Source organism: Streptomyces sp. NPDC007901, from assembly GCF_042959465.1.
Classification (GTDB): domain Bacteria; phylum Actinomycetota; class Actinomycetes; order Streptomycetales; family Streptomycetaceae; genus Streptomyces.
Map to the genome: position 1 here is coordinate 98912 of NZ_JBIBKW010000024.1, position 22697 is coordinate 121608.

General features: G+C 72.6%; 20 protein-coding genes and 1 tRNA gene. 9 read left to right on the forward strand and 12 right to left on the reverse strand.

Features of this window, described 5'->3' with window-relative positions:
* Nucleotides 1-7 precede the first annotated feature (7 nt).
* Both ACFZDK_RS46690 and ACFZDK_RS46695 read left to right on the forward strand, forming a co-directional pair.
* The gene (locus tag ACFZDK_RS46690; RefSeq protein WP_390982848.1) at nucleotides 8-1069 is read left to right on the forward strand and encodes a substrate-binding domain-containing protein; all 1062 of its coding nucleotides are present in this window, start codon (nucleotides 8-10) and stop codon (nucleotides 1067-1069) included.
* Between the two features lies 1 nt (nucleotide 1070).
* On the forward strand, nucleotides 1071-2528 hold the full coding sequence (locus ACFZDK_RS46695) for an ATP-binding cassette domain-containing protein (protein ID WP_390982851.1): 1458 nt from the start codon (nucleotides 1071-1073) through the stop codon (nucleotides 2526-2528).
* Here the strand turns inward: ACFZDK_RS46695 and ACFZDK_RS46700 are convergent.
* The 6 genes from ACFZDK_RS46700 to ACFZDK_RS46725 all read right to left on the reverse strand — a co-directional run bounded on the left by ACFZDK_RS46700 (nucleotide 2520) and on the right by ACFZDK_RS46725 (nucleotide 10712).
* The gene (locus ACFZDK_RS46700; RefSeq protein ID WP_390982853.1) at nucleotides 2520-3260 is read right to left on the reverse strand and encodes an IclR family transcriptional regulator C-terminal domain-containing protein; all 741 of its coding nucleotides are present in this window, start codon (nucleotides 3258-3260) and stop codon (nucleotides 2520-2522) included. The genes ACFZDK_RS46695 and ACFZDK_RS46700 overlap by 9 nt on opposite strands.
* A gap of 55 nt (nucleotides 3261-3315) precedes the next feature.
* Nucleotides 3316-4938 (reverse strand): thiamine pyrophosphate-binding protein, encoded by a 1623-nt coding sequence (locus ACFZDK_RS46705; protein ID WP_390982856.1) that lies wholly within the window; start codon nucleotides 4936-4938, stop codon nucleotides 3316-3318.
* Between the two features lie 127 nt (nucleotides 4939-5065).
* Nucleotides 5066-7243 (reverse strand): 3-hydroxyacyl-CoA dehydrogenase NAD-binding domain-containing protein, encoded by a 2178-nt coding sequence (locus tag ACFZDK_RS46710; protein WP_390982858.1) that lies wholly within the window; start codon nucleotides 7241-7243, stop codon nucleotides 5066-5068.
* 40 nt (nucleotides 7244-7283) lie between these two features.
* Nucleotides 7284-8498 carry an acetyl-CoA C-acetyltransferase gene (locus ACFZDK_RS46715; RefSeq protein WP_390982860.1) on the reverse strand — a complete coding sequence of 405 codons (1215 nt, stop codon included), beginning with the start codon at nucleotides 8496-8498 and terminating at the stop codon, nucleotides 7284-7286.
* Between the two features lie 49 nt (nucleotides 8499-8547).
* Complete coding sequence (locus ACFZDK_RS46720) at nucleotides 8548-9561, reverse strand: LLM class F420-dependent oxidoreductase (RefSeq protein WP_390982862.1); 1014 nt, start codon at nucleotides 9559-9561, stop codon at nucleotides 8548-8550.
* Nucleotides 9561-10712 (reverse strand): CoA transferase, encoded by a 1152-nt coding sequence (locus ACFZDK_RS46725; RefSeq protein ID WP_390982865.1) that lies wholly within the window; start codon nucleotides 10710-10712, stop codon nucleotides 9561-9563. The genes ACFZDK_RS46720 and ACFZDK_RS46725 overlap by 1 nt, the downstream gene beginning before the upstream one ends.
* Nucleotides 10713-10891: 179 nt before the next feature.
* On the opposite strand from ACFZDK_RS46725, the gene ACFZDK_RS46730 reads away from it, so the two are divergent.
* On the forward strand, nucleotides 10892-12070 hold the full coding sequence (locus ACFZDK_RS46730) for a saccharopine dehydrogenase NADP-binding domain-containing protein (protein WP_390982867.1): 1179 nt from the start codon (nucleotides 10892-10894) through the stop codon (nucleotides 12068-12070).
* A gap of 4 nt (nucleotides 12071-12074) precedes the next feature.
* On the opposite strand, the gene mmpA is transcribed toward ACFZDK_RS46730, so the two are convergent.
* From mmpA to ACFZDK_RS46750, 4 genes are all read right to left on the reverse strand, one after another.
* Nucleotides 12075-12221, reverse strand: coding sequence for a morphogenic membrane protein MmpA (gene mmpA / locus ACFZDK_RS46735; protein ID WP_390982869.1), 147 nt, complete (start codon nucleotides 12219-12221; stop codon nucleotides 12075-12077).
* A gap of 60 nt (nucleotides 12222-12281) precedes the next feature.
* Nucleotides 12282-12971: an endonuclease V gene (locus ACFZDK_RS46740; protein ID WP_390982871.1), complete on the reverse strand. Its 690-nt coding sequence runs from the start codon at nucleotides 12969-12971 to the stop codon at nucleotides 12282-12284.
* 173 nt (nucleotides 12972-13144) lie between these two features.
* The gene (locus tag ACFZDK_RS46745; protein ID WP_390982874.1) at nucleotides 13145-13477 is read right to left on the reverse strand and encodes a plasmid stabilization protein; all 333 of its coding nucleotides are present in this window, start codon (nucleotides 13475-13477) and stop codon (nucleotides 13145-13147) included.
* A 42-nt stretch (nucleotides 13478-13519) separates the two neighbouring features.
* Nucleotides 13520-14554: a WD40/YVTN/BNR-like repeat-containing protein gene (locus ACFZDK_RS46750; RefSeq protein ID WP_390982949.1), complete on the reverse strand. Its 1035-nt coding sequence runs from the start codon at nucleotides 14552-14554 to the stop codon at nucleotides 13520-13522.
* A gap of 270 nt (nucleotides 14555-14824) precedes the next feature.
* Here ACFZDK_RS46750 and ACFZDK_RS46755 point away from each other — a divergent pair, with 270 nt between their 5' ends.
* From ACFZDK_RS46755 to ACFZDK_RS46775, 5 genes are all read left to right on the forward strand, one after another.
* Nucleotides 14825-15241, forward strand: coding sequence for an SsgA family sporulation/cell division regulator (locus ACFZDK_RS46755; RefSeq protein ID WP_390982876.1), 417 nt, complete (start codon nucleotides 14825-14827; stop codon nucleotides 15239-15241).
* Between the two features lie 270 nt (nucleotides 15242-15511).
* A complete protein-coding gene (locus tag ACFZDK_RS46760; RefSeq protein ID WP_390982879.1) occupies nucleotides 15512-17149 on the forward strand; it encodes an ATP-binding cassette domain-containing protein in 1638 nt (545 codons plus the stop codon).
* Between the two features lie 98 nt (nucleotides 17150-17247).
* Nucleotides 17248-18024: a dimethylargininase gene (ddaH, locus tag ACFZDK_RS46765; protein ID WP_390982881.1), complete on the forward strand. Its 777-nt coding sequence runs from the start codon at nucleotides 17248-17250 to the stop codon at nucleotides 18022-18024.
* A gap of 237 nt (nucleotides 18025-18261) precedes the next feature.
* A complete protein-coding gene (locus ACFZDK_RS46770; RefSeq protein ID WP_390982883.1) occupies nucleotides 18262-19236 on the forward strand; it encodes an acyl-ACP desaturase in 975 nt (324 codons plus the stop codon).
* Nucleotides 19237-19370: 134 nt separating this feature from the next.
* Nucleotides 19371-20216 carry a hypothetical protein gene (locus tag ACFZDK_RS46775; RefSeq protein WP_390982886.1) on the forward strand — a complete coding sequence of 282 codons (846 nt, stop codon included), beginning with the start codon at nucleotides 19371-19373 and terminating at the stop codon, nucleotides 20214-20216.
* Here the strand turns inward: ACFZDK_RS46775 and ACFZDK_RS46780 are convergent.
* Both ACFZDK_RS46780 and ACFZDK_RS46785 read right to left on the reverse strand, forming a co-directional pair.
* Entirely contained in the window at nucleotides 20213-20821 is a 609-nt protein-coding gene (locus tag ACFZDK_RS46780; protein ID WP_390982889.1) for a hypothetical protein, read from the reverse strand. The two genes, ACFZDK_RS46775 and ACFZDK_RS46780, sit on opposite strands and share 4 nt — an antisense overlap.
* Before the next feature lie 114 nt (nucleotides 20822-20935).
* Nucleotides 20936-21011, reverse strand: a tRNA-Trp gene (locus tag ACFZDK_RS46785).
* Between the two features lie 90 nt (nucleotides 21012-21101).
* Here ACFZDK_RS46785 and ACFZDK_RS46790 point away from each other — a divergent pair.
* Complete coding sequence (locus tag ACFZDK_RS46790; RefSeq protein WP_390982891.1) at nucleotides 21102-22505, forward strand: hypothetical protein; 1404 nt, start codon at nucleotides 21102-21104, stop codon at nucleotides 22503-22505.
* The last annotated feature ends 192 nt before the right edge of the window (nucleotides 22506-22697 follow it).

Genomic DNA, 22697 nt, shown 5'->3' on the forward strand with positions numbered 1-22697 from the left:
GGCCGTGATGCACCCCCGATTCCGTACGGTGTCCGCCGCGCTCGGCGCGCTGCTGCTGCTCGGCGCGGCCGGCTGTGGCAGCTCCGGCCCCGGCAAGGGCGACAAGCTGCACATGGGCATCGCGGTCGCCAACATCTCGCTGAACTTCGCCCACGAGATGGTGCTCGGCGCCGAGAGCGCCGCGAGCCACGCGGGCAGGGTCGACTTCCAGGCGGTGGGCCCGCCCAACACGGACGGCCCGGCCGAGGTGCAGCTCTTCCAGAACCTCACCACCCGCGCCAAGGACGGCATCGTCCTGGAGAACCTGGACCCGCCGATCTTCACCCGCCCCGCGGCCCGCGCCGTCGACCAGGGCATCCCGATCGTCGCCCTGGACACCTCCCCCACCGACGGCAGCAAGGTGGACTTCTATGTGGGCAACGACAATTACGCCCTCGGCGAGCTGATGGCGAAGGAGGCGCTGAAGCGGCTCGGCGCAAACCCGAAGGGGGAGGTCGTCATCGGGGTGCCGAACCCGGGCACGCCGGTGCTGGACAACCGGGCCAAGGGGATCTCCGACACCTTCGCGAAGGAGGCGCCGGGCGTGAAGGTGCTCGGCCCCTTCCAGACGTACAGCGATCCCGGGCAGAACTACAGCTCCTGGTCGGCTCAGGTCAACGCGCATCCGGACGCGCTCGCGTTCCTGGGCGTCGGGGACGCCGACAGCTACAACCTCGCCAAGATCAAGAAGGCCGAGGGCGGGAAGTGGCTGACGGCGGGCTTCGACGTCGACCCGAAGACCCTGGAGGCGGTCAAGGACGGCTCGAACTTCGTCACCATCGACCCTCAGCACTTCCTCAAGGGCTATCTCTCCACGGCGATGCTGATCGAGGCGGTCCGCGACAAGGACGGGAAGCTGCCGCAGGGCTGGTTCCTCTCCCCCGGCGCGGTGGTCGACTCCTCGAACATCGACGCGATCATCGCCCGGCAGAAGTCGGCGAAGGCGGCGTACGACTGGTACAAACCGACGATCGACAAGCTGCTCGGCGACGAGCAGGCCACCCTCAAACCGCTCAAGGACGCGCGCTGACATGGGCGATGTCCTGGTGGCCGAGGATGTGATCAAGTCCTACGGCGGGGTACGGGCCTTGGACGGGGCGTCGATCGCGCTGCGCGGCGGCGAGGTGCACGCCCTGGTCGGAGAGAACGGCGCGGGCAAGTCGACGCTGGTACGGATCCTGTCGGGGACGCTGACGGCGGACGCGGGCACGGTACGGCTGGCGGACGACACCCGGATCGCCGTCGTCTCCCAGGAGTTGAGCCTGTTCCCCGACCTGACCGTGCGGGAGAACCTCTTCCCGGACGGCGGGCCGCGCCGGTTCGGACTCGTCGACCGGGCCGCGGCGGACCGCGCGGCCGAGCCGGTCCTCGCCGAACTGGGCCTGCACGTCGACCCGGGCACCCGCCTCGCCGAACTCCCCCTCGCCGACCAGCAGTTGACGGAGATCGCCCGGGCCCTGCTGCGCGGCCCCCGCCTCCTCGTCCTGGACGAGCCGACGTCCGCGCTGCCGAAGGAGGCGGTGGACCGCCTGGAACGCGTGCTGCGCACGCTCACCGCCCGGGGCATCGCGGTCCTCTATGTCACGCACTTCCTGGACGAGGTGAAGCGGTTCGCGCAGCGGGTGACGGTGCTGCGGGACGGCCGGGTGGCGCTGTCCGGCGTACGGCAGGCGGAGGTGGGCGTGCCGGAGTTGGTGGCGGCAATGCTGGGCGGCGGGGGCCAGGAGCGACCGCAGCGCCGAGCCCGGGTGGTGGCCGAGGGGCCGCCGCCGGTGGTGCTGTCGGCGGTGAGCGTCCCCGGCCGGCTCGCGGACGTGACGTTCACGGTCCGGGCGGGCGAGGTGGTCGGGGTGGCGGGGCTCCAGGGGGCGGGCCACCTCGACGCGCTGGAGGTGGTGTGCGGTCGTACGGCCGTGTCGGCGGGCCGGGTCGACGTCGGCGGCCGGGGACTGCCGCGCTCGCTGCGGGCCGCGGTCCGGGCCGGGGTCGCCTTCGTGCCCAGCGACCGCAAGCGGTACGGGCTGATGACGGACCGGACGGTGTGGGAGAACACGACGTCCGTGAGCTGGCTCGCGCTCGGCCGGGGCGGCGTGCTGCCCGCACGCGCCGGACTCGTGCGCCGCACGGCCGACCTGACCGAGCGGCTGCGGCTGCGCGGCGGGCCGTACGACGTGGTGGCGCGGCTGTCCGGCGGCAACCAGCAGAAGGTCGTCTTCGCGAAGTGGCTGGCCACCGACCCGAAGATCGTCGTCCTGGACGATCCGACGCGCGGTGTCGACATCGGGGTGCGGGCCGAGATGCACCGGATCGTCGGCGAGCTGGCGGCGGGCGGCGCGGCCGTGCTGGTCGCCTCGACGGATCTCGCGGAGCTGACGGAGGTGTGCGACCGGGTGCTGGTGTTCGTGCGCGGGCGGATCGCCGGGGAGCTGTTCGGCCAGGGGCTCACGGAACGGGCGCTGGCGGTGGCGGTGCAGCAGGCCTCAGGCTGAGAGCTTCCGGGTCAGCGCCCGCGCCGCCGCGCAGACCCGGGCGCCTACCCGGTCCACGTCCAGGCGGCGGGTCCCGCCGGTCACCGAGAGCGCGGCGACGGGACGTTCGCCCCGGCCCGGCGCGTACACCGGCGCCGCGACCGCCGAGATCCCCACCTCGGCCTCCTCCAGGTTGACGCCGAAGCCCCGGGCCCGGGTGAGGGCGAGGTCGCGGGCGAGCTGGCCGGGCAGCACCAGGGTGCGCGGGGTCAGCCGGAGCAGGACGCGGTAGGGCGGGCAGGGGTCCTGGGCGAGGAAGACCTTGCCGGTGGCGGTGCAGTGGGCGGGCAGCCGGCCGCCGCTGCGGGAGACGATCGGGGTCGCGCGCCGACTGGTGATCTTCTCCAGGAAGAGGGTGTCGGCGCCGTCCGGCACGGCCAGGTGCACGTTCTCCCGGGTCACCTCGTGCAGATCGCCGAGATAGGGCAGCGCCGTGTCCCGCAGCTCCCGCACGGTCGGTGCCGACTGGCCGAGGACGAACAGGGCGAGCGCGAGCCGGTAGCTCCCCTCGGTGGTCCGCTCGACCAGCCCCAGCCGCACCAGCTCCCCGACCAGCCGGTGCACGGTGGGCTTGGGCAGGCCGCTGCGCTGGGCGAGTTCGGCGAGCGAGAGCGCGGTTCCGGCGTCACCGCAGGCCCGCAGGAGGAGAGCGCCGCGGGCGAGCACGGACTTCGGAAGCCGACGGTCCGTCATGCAGCGATGGTGGTCGTCGTGGGGGCGGGACGACAAGGTGTAGGGCACGGGGAGTTCATGAGCGCAGGGGGACGTCCACCAGGAGCGGCGCGCGCAACTCTCCTGCCCCGGCGACTAGTTCGCGGAGGTGGTCGGCGCTCTCGGCCCGTACCGCCGCCACCCCGAAGAACTCCGCGGCCGTGGTGAAGTCGAGCCGGCCCAGTTCCGTCCCCGGGCAGGTGCCCTTGCCGCCCATCGACGCGTAGGTGTCCTGGAGGGTGCGGTAGGCCCCGTTGCCCATGACCACGAAGAGCACCGGTACCGACTCGCGGGCGGCGCTCCACAGCCCCTGGAGGCCGAAGAGCGCGCAGCCGTCGCCGAGGACCGCCACCACGGGTCGGCCCGGTTCGGCGAGGGCGCGGCCGACGGCGGCGCCGATGCCCCAGCCGAGGCCGCCGCCGACGGCGTGGGTGTAGCTGCCGGGACGGTCCAGGCGGGCCAGGCGGCGCAGCAGCAGGCCGACGGTGATGGCCTCCTCGACCACCACGGCGTCCGGCGGCAGTCCGGCGGCGACGGCGTGAGCGGCTGCCCAGGGGGCCAGGGGCGCCGGGGAGTAGGCGGCGCGGGCGGCGGCCTCGGCGTCCGCCCGCTCGGCGGTGTGCCGGTCCCCCGCCTCCTTGATACGGGCCGCCGCCCCGGGCACCCGGTCGCGCAGCAGGCCGGCCAACCGGTGCAGGGAGGGCGCCAGGGCGCCGACCAGTCCGGCGTCGGCGGGGAAGTTGCGGCCGATCTCGTCGGGGTCGGAGTCGAGCTGGACGACCGTCAGGCCCGGGGGCAGGGCGGGGCCGGGGCTGTAGTGGTGGGGCGTGAAGGCGTGGGCACCGGCGATCAGGACCGTGTCGTAGCGGGCGAGGGTCTCGCGGATGACGTCGTGGCGGGGCGGCAGCATCCCGGCGTACAGGGGGTGGGTGGCCGGGAAGTTCAGGCAGTCGGCCATCGGCTGGTGGTGGACCGGGGCGCCGCAGGCCTGCGCCACCAGGATCAGGTCGGCGAGCGCGTGCTCGCGACCGACGCCGTCCCCGGCCACGATGGCGGGCCGGTCCGCGGCGGCCAGCAGCGCGGCCGCACGGTCCAGGCCGGTGGCCGGGCCGAGGCGGGGCAGGGTCGTGCGGGGCGGGATCTCGACCTCCGCCTCCTCGGCCATCAGGTCCATCGGGACGGACAGGAACACCGGCCCGGCGGGCGGACGTACGGCGAGGGCGAAGGCGCGGCGCAGGGCCAGCGGGAGGTCGCGGGCGTGCTGGATGTCGTACGCCGCCTTCACTGCCGGGCGGGCGAGGCCGACCAGGTCGCCGGAGAGCATGGGGTCCTGCTGGAGGTGGCGGCGGTCCTGCTGGCCCGCGGTGACCACCAGCGGGGTGCGGGAGCGGCGGGCGTTCAGGAGGCCGAGCAGGCCGTTGGCGAGGCCCGCGGCGATGTGCAGGCTGACGAAGGCGGGGCGGCCGGTGCCGCGCGCGTAGCCGTCGGCCATCGAGACGACCGCGCCCTCGTGGACGCCGGGGACGTACTCGGGGGCGTCGGCGGCCTCGGACAGGGCGGCCAGGAAGGGCAGTTCGGTGGTGCCCGGGTTGCCGAAGACCCGGTCCACGCCCTCGCCGCGCAGGATCTCCAGCAGGGCGAGGGCGGGACGGTATCCCATGGGGGCTCCTAGGCGGGGAGGCGGTACCGGTGACCGGTTCGGTCAGCGTCCGGTTCCGCCTCCCCGGGGAGCAAGCGCGGCGTGTCGCTCAGCGACACAGCACGGCCGTGGGAGCGGTGCGCCCGGCTCAGCGCCCGTCGGTGAAGGTCTCCCCCTGCTCCGCCTTGGCGACCAGCAGTGCGGGCGGGGTGAACCGCTCGCCGTACGTCTCGGCGAGTTCGCGCGCGCGGGCCACGAAGCCCGGCACCCCGCCCTCGTAGCCGTTGATGTACTGGAGCACGCCACCGGTCCAGCCGGGGAAGCCGATGCCGAAGATTGAGCCGATGTTGGCGTCGGCGACCGAGGTCAGGACGCCCTCCTCCAGGAGGCGGACGGTGTCGAGCGCCTCGGAGAAGAGCATGCGCTCCTGCATGTCCCGGAACGGGATCCGGCGGCCGGGCTCGGTGAAGTGCTCGCGCAGCCCCGGCCACAGACCGGCGCGCTTGCCGTCCTCGGCATAGTCGTAGAAGCCCGCTCCGCCGCTGCGCCCGGGGCGGCCGAACTCGTCGACCATGCGGTCGATGACGGCCTCGGCCGGGTGCGCCTGCCAGGTGCCGCCGGCCTCCTCGACGGCCAGCCGGGACTCCCGGCGGATCTTCTGGGGCAGGGTGAGGGTCAGCTCGTCCATCAGGGAGAGCACCTTGGCCGGGTAGCCGGCCTGGGCCGCCGCCTGCTCGACCGAGGCGGGCTCGATGCCCTCGCCGACCATGGCGACGCCCTCGTTGATGAAGTGGCCGATCACCCGGGAGGTGAAGAAGCCGCGCGAGTCGTTGACGACGATCGGCGTCTTGTTGATCTGCCGGACCAGGTCGAAGGCGCGGGCGAGGGCCTCGTCGCCGGTGCGCTCGCCCTTGATGATCTCGACGAGCGGCATCTTGTCGACGGGCGAGAAGAAGTGCAGGCCGATGAAGTCGCTCTGCCGCTCGACGCCCTCGGCGAGGGCGGTGATGGGCAGCGTGGAGGTGTTGGAGCAGAGCAGCGCGTCGGGGGCGACGACGGACTCGATCTCCTGGAAGACCTTGTGCTTGAGGGCGGTGTCCTCGAAGACGGCCTCGATGACGGCGTCACAGCCGGCGAGGTCCTGCGGGTCCCCGGTGGGCGTGATGCGGGCGAGCAGCGCGTCGGCCTTCTCCTGGCTGGTGCGGCCCTTGGCTACGGCCTTGGCGCACAGCTTCTCGGAGTAGCCCTTGCCCTTCCGGGCCGCCTCGGTCGAGACGTCCTTGAGGACGACGTCGATGCCCGCGCGGGCGCACGAGTAGGCGATGCCGGCGCCCATCATGCCGGCGCCGAGGACGGCGACCTTGGTGACCTTGCGGGGCTCGACGCCCTTGGGGCGGTTGGCGCCGGAGTTGACGGCCTGGAGGTCGAAGAAGAACGCCTGGATCATGTTCTTCGAGATCTGCCCGGCGGCCAGCTCCACGAAGTAGCGGGCCTCGATGACCTGGGCGGTCTCGAAATCGACCTGGCTGCCCTCGACAGCGGCGGCGAGGATGCGGCGCGGCGCCGGGTAGGGGGCGTTGTTGGTCTGCTTGCGCAGGGACGCCGGGAACGCGGGCAGGTTGGCGGCGAACTTGGGGTTGGCGGGCGTGCCGCCGGGGATCCGGTAGCCGGGCTTGTCCCAGGGCTGCTGGGACTCGGGGTTGGCGTCGATGAACGCGCGCGCCTTGGCCAGCAGTTCGTCCGGGGTCGCGGCCACCTCGTGGATCAGGCCGTTCTGCAGCGCGCGCGTGGCGTTGTACTGGGTGCCCTGGAGGAGGACCTTCAGCAGCGCGTCGGCGATGCCGAGGAGGCGGACGGTGCGGACGACTCCGCCGCCGCCCGGGAGCAGGCCGAGGGTGACCTCGGGGCAGCCGATCTTGGTGCCGGGGGTGTCGAGGGCGACCCGGTGGTGGCAGGCGAGGGCGAGTTCGAAGCCGCCGCCGAGGGCCGCGCCGTTGATGGCGGCGACGACGGGCTTGCCGAGGGTCTCGATGCGGCGCAGGTTGCGCTTGATGGCGAGGCCGCCGTCGAAGAGGTCCTGGGCGGTCTCGGGGGTGACCCGGATGAGGTCGCGCAGGTCGCCGCCGGCGAAGAAGGTCTTCTTGGCGGAGGTGAAGACGACGCCCCGGATCGAGTCCTTCTCTGCCTCCAGGCGGTCGGCGATCGCGGCGATCGACTCGACGAAGGCCGCGTTCATGGTGTTGGCGGACTGGTTGGGGTCGTCCAGGACGAGGGTGACGACACCGGTGTCGTCCTGTTCCCAGCGGATGGTGGTGCTCTCGGTCATGGCTCGTGTCTCCGTGAGGTCTCTTGGTTCCGCCGGGGTTTCAGACGCGCTCGACGATGGTCGCGATGCCCATGCCGCCGCCCACGCACAGGGTGGCGAGGCCGTAGCGCTTGTCCTGGCGCTCCAGTTCGTCGACGAGCGAGCCGAGGATCATCGCGCCGGTGGCGCCGAGCGGGTGGCCGAGCGCGATGGCGCCACCGTTGACGTTGACCTTGTCCAGGGACAGGCCCATGTCCTTCACGAAGCGCAGCACGACCGCCGCGAACGCCTCGTTGATCTCGACGAGGTCGATGTCGTCGATGGTCAGGCCGGCCTTGGCGAGAGCCTTGCGGGTGGCGGGGGCGGGGCCGGTGAGCATGATGGTCGGCTCGGAGCCGGAGACGGCGGCCGAGACGATCCGCGCGCGCGGGGTGAGGCCGTAGCGCTCGCCGATCTCCTTCGAGCCGATGGCGACCAGGGAGGCGCCGTCGACGATGCCGGAGGAGTTGCCCGCGTGGTGGACGTGGTCGATCTTCTCGACCCAGTGGTACTTCTGCAGGGCGACCGCGTCGAAGCCGCCCAGCTCGCCGATGTCGGCGAAGGAGGCCTTGAGCTTGGCGAGGGAGTCGGCGGTGGTGCCGGGGCGCAGGTGCTCGTCGTGGTCGAGGACGGTGAGTCCCGCGCGGTCCTTCACGGGGACCACAGAGCGGTCGAAGCGGCCTTCCTTCCAGGCCGTCGCCGCGCGCTCCTGGGAGAGCGCCGCGTACTCGTCGACGTCCCGGCGGGAGAAGCCCTCGATGGTGGCGATCAGGTCGGCACCGATGCCCTGGGGCACGAAGTTGACGGCCAGGTTGGTCATCGGGTCGTTGAACCAGGCGCCGCCGTCCGAGGCCATCGGCACCCGGGACATCGACTCCACGCCACCGGCCAGGACCAGGTCCTCGAAGCCGGAACGGACCTTGGCGGCGGCCATGTTGACGGCCTCGAGACCGGACGCACAGAAGCGGTTCTCCTGGACGCCGGCCACCGTGTCCGGCAGTCCGGCGGCGATCGCGGCGATCCGCGCGATGTCGGAGCCCTGGTCGCCGACCGGGCCGACCACACCGAGCACGATGTCGTCGATGGCGGCCGGGTCGAGGCCGGGGAAGCGGTCACGGATCTCGTGGATGAGGCCGACGACCAGGTCGATGGGCTTCGTGCCGTGCAGGGCGCCGTTCGCCTTGCCGCGGCCGCGCGGGGTGCGGATCGCGTCGTACACGTACGCTTCGGTGCTCACTGACAAGCCTTTCAACGAGGGTTTGTGCGAGGTGGGGATCAGCGGGGGCTCAGAGCCAGTTCTTGACGGTCTCGACCAGGCGGGCCGGGTCCGGGCCGACCGGGGTGATGTCCAGCATGGTCACGCCGGCCTCGCGGTAGGCGGCGATGCGGTCGCGGACGTACCCCTCCGGGCCGCACAGGGATATGAGCTCGCAGAACTCGTCCGGTACGGCCGCCGCGGCGTCCCGGTGCCGGCCGTCGAGGTACAGCTCCTGGATGAGCCGGGCCTCCTTCTCGTAGCCGTAGGCGACGGCGAGGTCGTTGTAGAAGTTCTTGCCGGGTGCGCCCATGCCGCCGACGTACAAAGCGATCCTGGGGCGGACCTGGTCGCGGACGGCGGCCGCGTCCTCGCCGATGGCGAGCAGCCCGCCGGCGACGATCTGCAGCGGTCCGAGGGCCGGGTCGCGGCGGGCGGCGCCCTCCGCCAGGGGCGTGCCCCAGACCTGGTGGGCCTTCTCGGGGATGAACAGGGTGGGCAGCCAGCCGTCGGCGATCTCGGCGGTCATCCGGACGTTGGCGGGGCCGAGCGAGGCCACGTACAGCGGGACCTCGGCGCGGACCGGCCTGGTGAGGATCTTCAGGGGCTTGCCGAGGCCGCCGGGGCGGGGCATGTCTGTGATGCCGTGATGGTCGATGGTCTCGCGACGCAGGATCCGCCGGGTCAGCTCGATGGTCTCGCGGGTACGGCCGAGCGGCTTGTCGTACGCCTTCCCATGCCAGCCCTCGACCACCTGGGGGCCGGAGGCGCCGAGCCCGATGATCGCCCGGCCGCCGGAGATCGCGTCGAGGCCCGCGGCCGTCTGGGCGATCAGGGCGGGGGTGCGGGAGTAGACGTTGAGGATCGCGGAGCCGATCTTCATCCGCTCGGTGCGGGCGGCCAGGTAGCCCATGATCGTGGGCGAGTCGAAGCCGTAGGCCTCCGCGACCCAGACCGTGTCGAGACCCGCCGACTCCAGCGTGGCCGCCCGGTCCGCGGCCGTGCGCGGGTCGCCCGCGTAGTCGAGGAAGGTCGAGAGCTCCATCAGATGGGGTCCTTGTCGTGGTCGTCGAGGAGCGCGGGTACGTCCCAGTCGCGGGCCACGCCCGTGGTGTCCGCGCCCGGCTGGGCGGGGGCGGCGCGCACGGCCGTGGGGGTCGCCGAGAAGCGGGGGGCGGGGGCGGGCTGGGTGATGCCGCCGTGGTCGGTGAAGGTGCCGCGGGCCGCGAGGTGGGGGTGGTGCGGGGCCTCGCGGAGGGAGAGCACGGGGGCCACGCAGGCGTCGGAGCCCTCGAAGACGGCCGTCCACTCGTCGCGGGTGCGGGACTTGAAGCGGGCGGCGACCCGCTCGCGCAGCTCGCCCCAGCGGGTCCAGTCCTTGCGGGCGTCGGCCAAGTCGTCCAGGCCGCCCAGCAGCTCCAGGAACTCGGCGTAGAACTGCGGTTCCAGGGCGCCGACCGCCATGTACCCGCCGTCGGCGGTCTCGTAGGTGCCGTAGTACGGGCAGCCGCCGTCCAGCAGGTTGGCGGCGCGCCGGTCCTGCCAGCCGCCGGCGGCCACCATGCCGTGGATCATCGCGGCGAGGTGCGCGGTGCCGTCCACGATGGCGGCGTCCACGACCTGGCCGGTGCCGGTGGCGCGCGCGTGGTGGAGGGCGGCCAGGACGCCGACGACGAGGTAGAGGGAGCCGCCCGCGTAGTCGCCGAGCAGGTTGGCGGGGACGGCCGGGGGCTCGTCGGGGCGGCCGATCATGCCGAGGGTGCCGGTGAGGGCGATGTAGGCGATGTCGTGGCCCGCGCGGTGGGCCAGCGGTCCCTCCTGGCCCCAGCCGGTCATCCGGCCGTAGACCAGACGGGGGTTGCGGGCGTGGCAGTCCCCGGGGCCGACGCCGAGGCGCTCGGCGACGCCGGGGCGGTAGCCCTCGACCAGGATGTCGGCGCGCTCGACGAGGTCGAGGACGCGGGCGGGGCCGTCGGGGGACTTCAGGTCGACCAGCACCGAGCGCTTGTTGCGGTTGGTGACGTCGTACGCCGGGTCGATCGCGAGTCCCTGGCCGCCGGGGCGGTCCACGCGGACCACGTCGGCGCCCAGGTCGGCGAGGAGCATCGCGGCGAACGGGCCCGGTCCGATGCCGGCCAGCTCGACCACGCGCACGCCGGAGAGCGGGCCGTGTCCTGGCGTCCCTGCCGTGGTCATGCCGCCCCCAGTCATGTGACACAACTGATGTAACACCGATGATGCTAAGAACAGGTTCCACCGGGCACAAGGGTGGACGAGCAAGCGCTTAGTCAAGATACCCGGTGGGGGTGCGTCCGCACCCTTCACGCTAGCCTCAGCCACCGACAACGGCGCGGGTTGCAGGACCGAGAGGTGTCATGAGCAGGCTGAAAACGACGGACCGTCCCTACGACATCGTGCTCTTCGGGGCCACCGGCTTCGTCGGCGAACTCACCGCCGAGTACCTCGCCGCCCACGCTCCCGAGGGCCTGCGCTGGGCGATCGCCGCCCGGGACGAGGCCAAGCTGGCGGCGCTGCGCGAGCGGCTGCCGGGCGGCGCGGAGGTCGGTGTGCTGCGCGCCGACGTCACGGAGCCCGCCACGGTCCGTGCCCTCGCCGAGCACGCGCGCGTGGTGGCCTCTACGGTCGGTCCGTACGGCCGGTACGGCGAGGACCTGGTCGCGGCCTGCGCGGACACCGGGGCGGACTACCTGGACCTGTGCGGCGAGCCCGAGTTCGTGGACCTGATGTACGTCCGGCACGACGCACGCGCGCGGGAGACGGGCGCCCGTCTGGTGCACGCCTGCGGCTTCGACTCGGTCCCGCACGATTTGGGCGCGTACTTCACGGTCCGGCAGCTGCCGGAGGGCGTGCCGCTGACCGTGGACGGGTTCGTGACCGCCGACGCCACCTTCTCCGGCGGCACCTTCGCCTCCGCGCTGGACCAGTTCGCGCGCCCCCGGCAGATGATCGCCGCCGCCCGGGACCGCGCCCGGCACGAGCCCCGGCTGGTGAGCCGCCGGGCGGCCGCGCCGACGGGGGCCCCGCGCTTCGCGTCCGAGGTCGGTGCCTGGGCGCTGCCGCTGCCCACCATCGACGCCCAGATCGTGCGCCGTTCGGCGAAGGCCCTGGACCGCTACGGCCCCGACTTCCGCTACCGGCACTACGCGGCCGTCAAGCACCTGCCGGTCGCCCTCGGCGGGCTCGCCGCCGTCGGCGCGGTCGCCGCGGCCGCCCAGGTGCCGCCCGCCCGGCGCTGGCTGTCGGACCGGCTCAAGCCCGGGGACGGGCCGAGCGCGGAGAAGCGGGCCCGCAGCTGGTTCGCGGTGCGGTTCGTCGGCGAGGGCGGCGGACGGCGCGTCTTCACGGAGGTCTCGGGCGGGGACCCGGGCTACGGCGAGACGGCGAAGATGTTCGCCGAGGGGGCGCTGTCCCTGGCCCTCGACGACCTGCCCCCGACGGCCGGCCAGGTCACCACCGCGCAGGCGATGGGCGACGCGCTGACCGAGCGGCTGCGCGCGGCCGGGATCGGCTTCCGGGTGGCGGCGACCCGCTGAACCCCTAGGACTGCCACTGGATCACGGTGTAGAGCATCCCGGCCACCCATCCGAACCCCACCACCACGGCGAGGACCAACGCGGCCGTCACCGAGCGCCCGACGGGCTGGGCGGAGGCGGCAACGGACTCGGAGGCACGGTATGTGGTCATGCGGCAAGCCTGCCGTCGGACTGTAACGGCGGCATCCGTACTCGTACTCAGAATCGCTACTCAGGCCTGAGCTTCACGCAGCGCACTCCGGCACAGGGCGTCCGCGCGGCGGGTGGTCTCCGGCAGCCGGTACTCGGGGGTGAGCGCGAGCGTGTGGGCGCAGGCGTTGTCCAGGCTCACCCGGTGGCCCACCGACACGAACACGGGCTTGACACCGTCCCGGGTGCGCAGAGCGCGGCCGACCTCCTCGGTGCCGGCGAGGAGCGGCGCGTGGCTGCCGCGCGGGGCGTCCGGGTCGTCGTACGCGAAGGTGAAGGGGCTCTTGGCGACGCCGACGGTGGGCAGGCCGGTGAGGACGCCGAGGTGGCTGGCGAGCCCGAAGCGGCGCGGGTGGGCGAGGCCGTAGCCGTCGCAGACCACCAGGCCCGGCGGGCAGGGCAGGGCGTCCAGGGCGGCCCGTACGGTGGGGATCTCGCGGAAGGCGAGCAGCCCCGGCACGTACGGGAAGGACACCCGGCCGACGGCGGTCGCCTCGGCGACCACCTCCAGGGTCGCCGCGTCCAGCACGACGGCCGCCGCCGCGACCAGGTCCCGCTCGTCGTCGTAGGCCACGTCCACGCCCGTGACATGCCCGGTGCCCGGCGCCGGTCCCGGCTCGTCGCGGACCACCCGCCCCCGCAGCTCGTCCTGTACGGCCAGCGCCGCCTCCTCGGTGGCGGGCCAGCCCGCGGGTACGCGTACGGTCGTCATGGTGCGCACGAGCGTACGGCGCCCCACGCGCGCGTGCGGTGACGGGCCGGACAGAACCCGGCGTGCAGCCCGGCTCCCCGGCCCGGGCGCGCGTGCCACGACGGGACCCGCGGTACGACGCGGCGCATGAGCTCCACGCGCGCGTGCTCCGACCGGGTGGCCAGGTGACCGGGTCAGCCCTTCCCTGCGTCCAGAGCGCGTTGCAGCTGGGCCTTGTTCATGTCCGAACGGCCCTCGATGCCGCGCCGCCTGGCCTCCTCGTAGAGCTGGTCGTAGGTCGGGCCCTGGGCCCCGCTGTGCGACCGCTTGCCGCCGCGCCTGCCGGAGGACATGTCCTGGACGGACGTACGGCTGGCGGTCTTCGACTCGCCGGAGCGGGCGCGTTCCTTGTTGACGGTCCGGGCGGCGATCTCCTCGGCGCGCTCCTGGCTCTCGCCCCGGTCGAGCGCGCTCTCCTTGATGTGTTCGTACTGGCGTTCCCGCTTGGGGCTGGATCCACGTGGCATGACCGCTCCTCTCTCGGTACGCCAGGACCGGGTACCCGCGGGTCAGCTCTCCAGGCGGGCCGCACGTCCCTGTTCGCCGGCCGCCCAGCAGCTCAGGTCAGGGGTGCAGTCCACGGTGTCGTACGAGCCGGTGTCGACGGTGCGCCAGGTGCGGCCGGCGTCGGTGGTGAGGTCGGTACCGGTGGGGCCGACGGCGAGGGCCGCGGTGCGGCTGTGCGGGAGCCAGGCGGCGCCGGAGCGGTAGGCGGGCGGCGGGGTGGCCGCGGGCTGCCATGTGCGGCCGCCGTCGGGGGTGACCGCGGCGGCCTGCGGGGAGGACTGGTCGGCGCGGTAGTCGCCGCCGACGGCGAGACCGTGGGTGCGGTCGCGGAAGGCGAGGGCGAAGACGCCCTTGGCCGGATCGGCCGCCGGGATCGGGGTGTCGGCGGCGGTCCAGGTCAGTCCGCGGTCGGCGGAGTGCAGCACGCGCGCGTGCGCGCCGCCGCCGGTCGCCAGCCAGGCGTCCTTCGGTCCGGAGGTGACCAGGCACTGACCGCTGGCGGCGAAGCCCGCCTCGCCGTCCAGGGCGGCCGGCATGCCGGTGTTCGGCAGCACCCGCCAGGAACGGCCGCCGTCGCTGGTGGACAGGATGCGGAACCTGCCGTCGACCGGGTCGCTCATGGCGAGGCCGTGGCGGCGGTCGAAGAAGGCCAGGCAGTCGTAGAAGGCGGCGGGGTCGGTGTTGCGGAACGACTCGGTCCAGGTGGCCCCGCCGTCGTCGGTGCGGTAGACCCGGGACGCCTCGCCCTCGCCGATGGCCAGCACCACCGCGTGCCGCGCGTCGAACGCCTCGACGTCGCGGAACTGAAGGTCGCCCGCGCCCGGCGGGGAGACGTTCCGCCAGCTCGACCCGCCGTCCGTGGTGCGCAGCACCGTACCGGCGGTTCCGGCCAGCCAGGCGGTGTTCCGGTCGACGGCGGCCAGACCGCGGAAGCGGACGTCCGGCGTGCCGGTGTCCTTGAGCGCCCAGTGCGGTGCCGGCGTCGCGGCCTGCGCGGAGCCCGCGGTCAGCGCGGCCAGCGCCGCCCCGCACGCCACTCCCACGGCCACCACCCGGCTCGTCCGTCGGCCTCGTCCGGTCCGTCGCGTGCTCCCCAAGCGCCTCATGGCGCGCGAAGTTAGCCCACTCCCCCGGCTCCGTCCAGACGGCCCGTAGGTCCCGGAAGAGGTAAGCCGAAGGTATGAATGCCCCCGGTGACACAGGTCACCCGCCTTTCGTGTGCACGGATCGGCCACTTCCGTCGTCTCTTCCAGTGCCAGGTCTCACACGCCCGGAAATTCGTTCGTCCGTCATGAGGGAGCAAGGCGTTGTCCACCGTCATCGAGCAGCCCGTAGAGGCACGCCTGGTCGCCGCGTCGCCGCGCATGCCGAGCATTCCCGCCACCCTGCGCTACGACCGCGAGGACCCGTTCGCCGTCCGCATGACCTTCCCGGCCCCGGCCACCCTGGAGGGCGTCGACGTCTGCTGGACGTTCTCCCGCGAACTGCTCGCGGCCGGCCTGCACGCCCCGGAGGGCAGCGGGGACGTCCGGGTGCGGCCGTACGGCTACGACCGGACCGTGCTGGAGTTCCACGCCCCCGAGGGCACCGCCGTCATCCATGTGCGCACAGGCGAGATACGCCGGTTCCTGGAGGCGACCGGAGACCTGGTGCCCTCCGGTTTCGAGCACCTCCAGCTGGACCTGGACCACGACCTGGCCGAGCTGATGCGGGACGCCTGCTGAGCACCACAGCCCTGCGGATCTAATGCCTTTGACAGTCCCTCCGGCGCCCTCCTAGCGTGTACCACGTCCTGTTGTCGTCGATTGGAGAAGGACGTTGCTCGTCTGAGGTCCTGAGACACCGCGTCACACCCGTGAGGTGTGTCTGTGGCGTTCGACCTCGGCGTACGAGCCGTCCCCCGGCGCAGGATCTCTCCCTGGCCCCTCGGCTGCTGCCTCGCGGTGTCTCGACACGCGTTTGCCCCCGACACCGCAAGCAACCGCGAGGCGCCCATGTCTGCATCCGTCAGCTGTACCTCCCTGTCCTTCGCCTGGCCCGACGGCTCCCCCGTCTTCGAGGGCCTCGACGTCTCCTTCGGCCCCGGCCGCACCGGCCTGGTGGGCGTGAACGGATCAGGGAAATCCACCCTTCTGAAACTCGTCTCCGGTGAGCTCACCCCGTCCGACGGCATCGTGAAGGTGGCCGGCGAGATCGGCTGCCTCCCGCAGAACGTCACCCTCGACACCACGCTGCGGGTGGACGAGGCGCTCGGCATCGCCGCCCGGCGGGCCGCGCTGCACGCCATCGAGGCGGGTGACGTCTCCGAGGCGCACTTCGAGACGGTCGGCGACGACTGGGACGTCGAGGAGCGCGCGCTGGTCACCCTCGGCGAGCTCGGGCTCGGCCACATCGGTCTGGACCGGACTGTCGGCGAGGTCTCCGGCGGGGAGTCGGTGCTGCTGCGGCTGGCCGCGCTGCTGCTCCGGCGGCCCGACGTGCTCCTCCTCGACGAACCCACCAACAACCTCGACCTGTACGCGCGCAGGCGGCTGTACGCGGCCGTCACCGCCTGGCCCGGCGTACTGATCGTGGTCAGTCACGACCGTGAACTCCTCGACCTGGTCGACCAGATCGCCGACCTGCGCTCCGGGGAGGTCACCTGGTACGGCGGCAACTTCTCGGCGTACGAGGAGGCCCTTGCAGTCGAACAGGACGCGGCCGAGCGCATGGTGCGGGTCGCCGAGGCCGATGTCCGCAAGCAGAAACGCGAACTGTCCGACGCCCAGATGAAACTGGCCCGCCGCAAGCGGTACGGGCAGAAGATGTTCGACCAGAAGCGCGAGCCGAAGATCGTCATGGGAGCGCGCAAACGTGCGGCCCAGGAGTCCGCGGGCAAACACCGCATCATGCACGAGGAACGGCTCGCCGAGGCCAGGGAACGGCTCGACGAGGCGGTGGAGGCGGTACGGGACGACGACGAGATCCGCGTCGAACTGCCGTACACGGCCGTGCCGCCGGGCCGGAACGTGCTCACGCTGGAGAACCTGGAGCTGGCCCACGGCTCCCGGGTGAAGGGGATCCTGGATCTGCGCGGGCCGGAGCGGATCGCGCTGATCGGGCGCAACGGCGCGGGCAAGACCACGCTGCTGCGGACCGTCGCCGGGGAGCTGGCGCCGGCCGCGGGCGAGGCGCACGCGCACGTGCCGCTGCGTTTCCTGCCCCAGCGGCTGGACGTGCTCGACGGCGAGCGGACCGTCGCCGAGAACGTGGCCCGGTTCGCGCCGGGCGCCACCAACAACCGGATCCGGGCCCGTCTCGCCCGCTTCCTGTTCCGGGGCGCCCGCGCCGACCAGAAGGCGGCGACGCTCTCCGGCGGCGAACGCTTCCGGGCGACGCTGGCCGCGCTGCTGCTGGCCGAACCGGCCCCGCAGCTGCTGATGCTGGACGAGCCGACGAACAACCTCGACATGGCGAGCGTCCGGCAGCTCACCACGGCGCTGGAGTCGTACGAGGGTGCCCTGGTCGTGGCCAGTCACGACCTGCCGTTCCTGGAGTCGATCGGCATCACGCGCTGGCTGCTGATGGCGGACGGGGAGCTGCGGGACACCGTTCCGGAGGAGGTGGCGCGTCTCGGCGAGGGCACAGCCTGACAACAAGGGGTTTTGTCGACACCGATCCGCCCTGCATGATGGCGGTCCGGCGCCCCTCGACGGGCGCCGGACCGCATCCCCGACCCCGGAGACCCGACGTGCCCAGCAAGAAGGCCCTCATCCGCCGCCCCAGCCCGCGCCTCGCCGAAGGTCTGGTGACGCACGTCGAGCGGGAGAAGGTCGACGTCGAGCTCGCCCAGGAACAGTGGGAGGCGTACGCGGAGACGCTGCGCGCGCACGGCTGGGAGACCGTCGAGGTGGACCCGGAGGACGACTGCCCGGACTCGGTGTTCGTCGAGGACACGGTCGTCATGTACAAGAACGTCGCGCTGATCACCCGGCCCGGCGCCGAGTCCCGGCGCGCGGAGACCGCCGGGGTCGAGGAGGCGGTGGCCCGCCTCGGCTGCTCGGTGAACTGGATCTGGGAGCCGGGCACCCTGGACGGCGGCGACGTCCTCAAGGTCGGCGACACCGTCTACGTCGGCCGCGGCGGACGCACCAACGCGGCCGGGGTGCAGCAACTGCGGGCCGCCTTCGAGCCGCTCGGCGCGCGCGTGGTCGCCGTGCCGGTGAGCAAGGTGCTGCATCTGAAGTCGGCGGTGACCGCGCTGCCCGACGGAACGGTTCTGGGGCACATCCCGAACGTGGACCGGCCCTCGCTCTTCCCGGGCTTCCTCGCGGTGCCGGAGGACGCGGGCGCCCACGTGGTGCTGCTGGGCGGCGGCAAGTTGCTGATGGCGGCGAGCGCCCCGAAGACCGCGGAACTGCTGACCGACCTCGGCCACGACGTGGTCACCGTGGACATCTCCGAGTTCGAGAAGCTCGAGGGATGTGTGACGTGCCTCTCGGTGCGGCTGCGGGAGTTGTACGTCTGACCGGGTGATCGACTCACCTCTTCAGTCCCGGGACCTGCGAGTCCCGGGACTGTTTGGCATGTCCGGATTCGCCCTGGGCACCACACCTGATCAGGAGTCTTTACAGCACACTTAACCTACGGCTTCGTAACCTACGGATTCGTAGCCTACGATCACGTAGGTTTCCGGCAACCGCTCGCCGGTCCTCCCGTTCGTTCCCGTTCATTCGCTCGTGTACGGCGTCCCCCTGGAGTTCTCGTGACGATCACTTCTCCCCATCTCGGCAGCTCGTCCGCCTGGACCGACGCACGGCTGCTGTACGCCCTGGAGGAAGTGGTCGAGAGCGAACTGAACCGCCATCTGAAGGTCGCCAAGGACTGGATGCCGCACGAGTACGTGCCCTGGACCGACGCCCGCAACTTCCCCGGCTTCTTCGAGGACGGCCAGGCCTGGGAGAAGGAGCACTCCAAGGTCACCGAGATCGGCCGGATCGCCCTGGTGGTGAACCTCCTCACCGAGGACAACCTGCCGAGCTACCACCACGAGATCGCCTCGCTGTTCGGCCGGGACGGCGCCTGGGGCACCTGGGTGCACCGCTGGACCGCCGAGGAGGGCCGGCACGGCATCGTGATGCGCGACTACCTGCTCGCCTCGCGCGCGGTCGACCCGGACAAGCTGGAAGCGTTCCGGATGTCGCACATGAGCGAGGGCTTCGAGTCGGACAACCGGCACTCGATGCTGCACTCGGTCGCCTACGTCGCCTTCCAGGAGCTCGCGACGCGTATCTCGCACCGCAACACCGGCCACCAGTCGGGCGACCCGGTCTGCGACCGCATGCTGGCCCGCATCGCGACCGACGAGAACCTGCACATGGTCTTCTACCGGAACCTGCTCAAGGCGGCCTTCGAGCTCGCCCCCGACCTCACCATGCAGGCCGTGCGGGACGTCGTCGTCAACTTCCGGATGCCCGGTCACGGCATCCCCGGCTTCGAGCGGGCCGCCGCGCAGATGGCGATCGGCGAGGTCTACAACGTGCGCATCCACCACGACGACGTGCTCCAGCCGGTGCTGCGCCACCTCAAGGTCCTGGAGATCGACGGCCTCGGCCCGGAGGGCCTGCAGGCGCAGGAGGAACTCGGGCTGTTCATGGGCGGCCTCAACGCCGAGGCCTCCAAGTTCGACGAGAAGCTGGCCGCCCGCAAGGCCCGGATGGCGGCGCGCGCCGGCGCGTGACGGGTCGGGCCACCACCGGGTGACCGACCGGGCCGCCGCCTCGTGACTTGTCGCCTGGCGGCGGCCCTTTCCGTTGCCGGGGACGTGTGGATTTTCCGGTGCGTGCCGACCGTGGCCTGCGGCATCATGCGCGCATGCGTGCTGACATCACCTCCGGACGGGCGGTCGGGTTTCTGCTGGGTCTGATCGACCCCGGGGACGCCGATCGGGTACGCGCGCGTGTCGGGCTGCCCCAGCCGGTGCCTGAGGATCTCCAGGGCGTCCGGCACAGGCTCCCGTGGGGTCAGTCGGCGCTGCCGGCCTCGGTGGTGCTGTGGATGCTCCAGGAGGACGACCCGGATCTCAACGCCGTCGTCTGGCGGCTGCTGTCCGAGCAGGACACGGCGCTGCGGCGGGCCATCCTGGACGGGGTGCCGTTCGCGCCCGGACGACTGCTCGCGGTCGAGGTGGACCCGATCCTCAGGAGGGACTACGAGGCACCGCCGGTCCCGGACCGGGTGGCCCGCCTCGGACTGGTCCCGGCCCTGCGCGAGTCGACCTCCATGGCCCAGGCGCGGGAGGCCACCTCGATGGTCTACCGGCGTGAACACTGGCAGACGGTCGCGGAGGCGGACCGCGAGAACTCCCTGCCCGGCTACGTCCGCTGGGCCCTGTGCGTCCGCCCGGACTGCCCGCCCTCGCTGCGTGCCCAGTTCGGCACCCACCGCAAGTTCGACTTCCGGGTCCGCCAGGCGGGGATCCTGGCCGGGCCCGCCGAGTACGCCACGGGCCACGGCCCGGCGCTGGACGTACTGAAGGTGCTCTCGCTGGGCCAGGTGATGTTCCCGCGGCGCATGACCGAGGCCGAGAACGCGCTGCGCCCGCTCGTCCGGGACCACCTGGGCGCCCGGGAGGAGGCCTGGGCGGTGCTGGCCCAGCTCGTCGACACCTTCCACGGCACCGCGCCGGAGCTGGTCCTGACCGCGGGGGCCATCGCCTAGGCGACTCGCCGTTTGTACTGCTCGGGATAGCGGTCGGTGAACTTCACCGCCCAGACCAGCAGAGCGACAGGGATGACCCAGTTGAACCAGTCGCTCTGCCCGGGCAGCCTGATGGCCAGCCAGGTGGACAGGGCCATCAGCGCGAAGACCACGCCCCAGGCCGTGGTCAGCACCCTGTTGACGTGTGTGAAGACCGGCGAGTCCCAGAACTCGCGGGGCACCGAGTGGCGGGCGTACTGCGCGGTGAACGGGTCGGACGCCAGGGAGCCGAGCGCCACGACGGCCACCACCGCGTTGGAGATCACCTGGGCGTAGGTCTCCAGCCAGATCAGTTCGTGGCGGGCCAGCGCGAGGGCGAGGACGCAGAGCACGGCGAAGAACACGATGGCGACCATGTCGAGCAGGAAGAACCGGCCCCTGAGCATGTCCTTGCCGGACAGGACGACCGCGGCGACCAGCGCGGCCAGCGCGGCGTACTCCCAGGTGCTGGGGCTGGCGACGGCACCGAAGATGATCCACGGGGCGAAGGAGAGGAAGACGCTCCCGGTGCCCGCGGGCTTCTCGGCCCGGGCCTGGGTGGCGGGCCGCTGTTCCGTGTGTCCCATGGGAGCTCCTCCCATCACCGCGTCGCTCTCCTACCAGCGTGCCGCGCGAGCGGGCCGCCCGCATGCGTGCCGGTGCGGGGAGGGAGAGAGAAGCGGGAGAAGGGGGGCGAAGGGGGCGGGGCGGCCGGATTCGAACCGGCGTGTTCTGGTTCTGGAGACCGGTGCGCCTGCCTCTGCGCTACGGCCCCGCCCTTGCGGCAGATCGTAATGCCTTGGCCCGTTGTCAGTGCCTGCTGGTACCAATGACACATCGGGGGAACTGCGCGGCGGGGGGCTGCACATGGCGTACGGAGAGCGGGGGCGGTCACACCCTCTTGTGGTCGATCCGACGGACCGCAGAGCACTCGAGGCGTACCGGCCGGCCGATCCCGCCGTGGTGGCCGAGGCACGGCGGCTGAAGGAGGCCGCGCTGCTGGACTTCGGGCTGACGGAGTCGGCGGTGGCGTCCTGGCTGTACTCGAAGTGCCCGCACCAGATCCCGACGACGGCGGTGGACACGGCGGCCGTGGTCGCCTCCGGCGACGGCACCTGTCTGCTGCTCTACAACCCGGACTTCTTCGTCGCGCTGGGTCTGGACGGCGTGAAGTTCGTGCTGTTCCACGAGGCCCGGCATCTGGTGCACCGGCATCTGCTGGCCGACGCGGAGCTGCGCGAGGACCCGGTGTTCACGCTCGCCGCCGAGGTCGCCGTCAACCACGTGGCCCTGGTCCGCCTGGCCCGCGCGGAGCTGCCCGTGCTGGACGGCCGTCCCACCGGCATCGACCCGCGCGAGATCCACGACGCCTACCGCGCTGACCTGACGGCGCACGGTCTGGAGCCGCTCGCATACGACGCGTTCACCGAGACCGACATGCGGATCTACGGCGAGCTGAAGCGCATGTGCGATCCGCCGGTGCCGCCCGCGGTCTGCCCGCACCTCGTGCCCGGTCTGATCCCCGCCGACCAGGAGACGGTCGACGCGGTGACCTCGTCCGCCCTGCTCAACACCCTGCTGGCGGCCCGGCGCGGCCACGCCGGCGCGGAGCGCGAGCTGCTCGACCTCATGGGCCGTACGGAGGCGGGCTCGGCGCGGGCCGCGAAGCTCTGGGGGAACCTGGGCGCGGGCATGCTGCGCGGTGAGACCACCCGCACCCGGACCGTCGACTGGTGGCAGCGCTGGCTGGTCGACGTCCTGGGCTCGCGGCTGCGGGACGGCGAGCGGCTGGTGTACCCGAAGAAGCGCGGCGCGCTGCTCGCGGCCCTCGGCCAGGACCCGATGCTCGCCCGGCGCGGCCCGGTGCGGGACAAGGTGCTCGTCATCGCCTACGACACCTCGGGGTCGATGCCGGACCGGGTGATCGACTGGCTCACCCGGCTCGTCGGCGGGATCGACGGGGTCACGGCGCACTGGCTGTCCTTCGACGCCGTGGTGATGCCGTTCCGGCCGGGCGAGCGGGTGTACGGCGGTGGCGGCACGAGCTTCCGGGCGGTCGCGGACTACGTGGAGGGCCGTACGGAGGTGGCGGGCCGGCGCTGCGAGGTGACCCCGGACGCGGTCGTCGTCCTCACCGACGGATACGCGCCGCCGATCACACCGGCCGACCCGGAGAAATGGATCTGGCTGATAACGGAGGGCGGCGACGACTGGCCCGAGAAGCACACACCCGCGATGGACTGCCATCGCGTCACCACGGGATCACGGTAGATGAGCACGGAGACACCGCAGACAGGGACGCCGACAGAGACGCGAACAGAGATGCGGACAGAGACGCAGGCGGAGGCGAGGGCCGCGGTCACGGGGAAGCCGGTGGAGCCGGTGGAGCCGGTGGAGCCGGTGGAGCCGGTGGAGCCGGTGGAGCCGGTGGAGCCGGTGGAGCCGGTGGAGCCGGTGGAGCCG

Bases quoted from the DNA above. Each gene is read 5' to 3' on its own strand.
- ACFZDK_RS46705 (WP_390982856.1), bottom strand. From the start codon at position 4,938: ATGGGATACCGTCCCGCCCTCGCCCTGCTGGAGATCCTGCGCGGCGAG.
- ACFZDK_RS46775 (WP_390982886.1), top strand. From the start codon at position 19,371: ATGCGTGCTGACATCACCTCCGGACGGGCGGTCGGGTTTCTGCTGGGT.
- ACFZDK_RS46710 (WP_390982858.1), bottom strand. From the start codon at position 7,243: ATGACCGAGAGCACCACCATCCGCTGGGAACAGGACGACACCGGTGTC.
- ACFZDK_RS46760 (WP_390982879.1), top strand. From the start codon at position 15,512: ATGTCTGCATCCGTCAGCTGTACCTCCCTGTCCTTCGCCTGGCCCGAC.
- ACFZDK_RS46690 (WP_390982848.1), top strand. From the start codon at position 8: ATGCACCCCCGATTCCGTACGGTGTCCGCCGCGCTCGGCGCGCTGCTG.
- ACFZDK_RS46790 (WP_390982891.1), top strand. From the start codon at position 21,102: ATGGCGTACGGAGAGCGGGGGCGGTCACACCCTCTTGTGGTCGATCCG.
- mmpA (WP_390982869.1), bottom strand. From the start codon at position 12,221: ATGACCACATACCGTGCCTCCGAGTCCGTTGCCGCCTCCGCCCAGCCC.
- ACFZDK_RS46745 (WP_390982874.1), bottom strand. From the start codon at position 13,477: ATGCCACGTGGATCCAGCCCCAAGCGGGAACGCCAGTACGAACACATC.
- ACFZDK_RS46740 (WP_390982871.1), bottom strand. From the start codon at position 12,971: ATGACGACCGTACGCGTACCCGCGGGCTGGCCCGCCACCGAGGAGGCG.
- ACFZDK_RS46720 (WP_390982862.1), bottom strand. From the start codon at position 9,561: ATGGAGCTCTCGACCTTCCTCGACTACGCGGGCGACCCGCGCACGGCC.
- ACFZDK_RS46780 (WP_390982889.1), bottom strand. From the start codon at position 20,821: ATGGGACACACGGAACAGCGGCCCGCCACCCAGGCCCGGGCCGAGAAG.
- ACFZDK_RS46695 (WP_390982851.1), top strand. From the start codon at position 1,071: ATGGGCGATGTCCTGGTGGCCGAGGATGTGATCAAGTCCTACGGCGGG.
- ACFZDK_RS46725 (WP_390982865.1), bottom strand. From the start codon at position 10,712: ATGACCACGGCAGGGACGCCAGGACACGGCCCGCTCTCCGGCGTGCGC.
- ACFZDK_RS46700 (WP_390982853.1), bottom strand. From the start codon at position 3,260: ATGACGGACCGTCGGCTTCCGAAGTCCGTGCTCGCCCGCGGCGCTCTC.
- ACFZDK_RS46730 (WP_390982867.1), top strand. From the start codon at position 10,892: ATGAGCAGGCTGAAAACGACGGACCGTCCCTACGACATCGTGCTCTTC.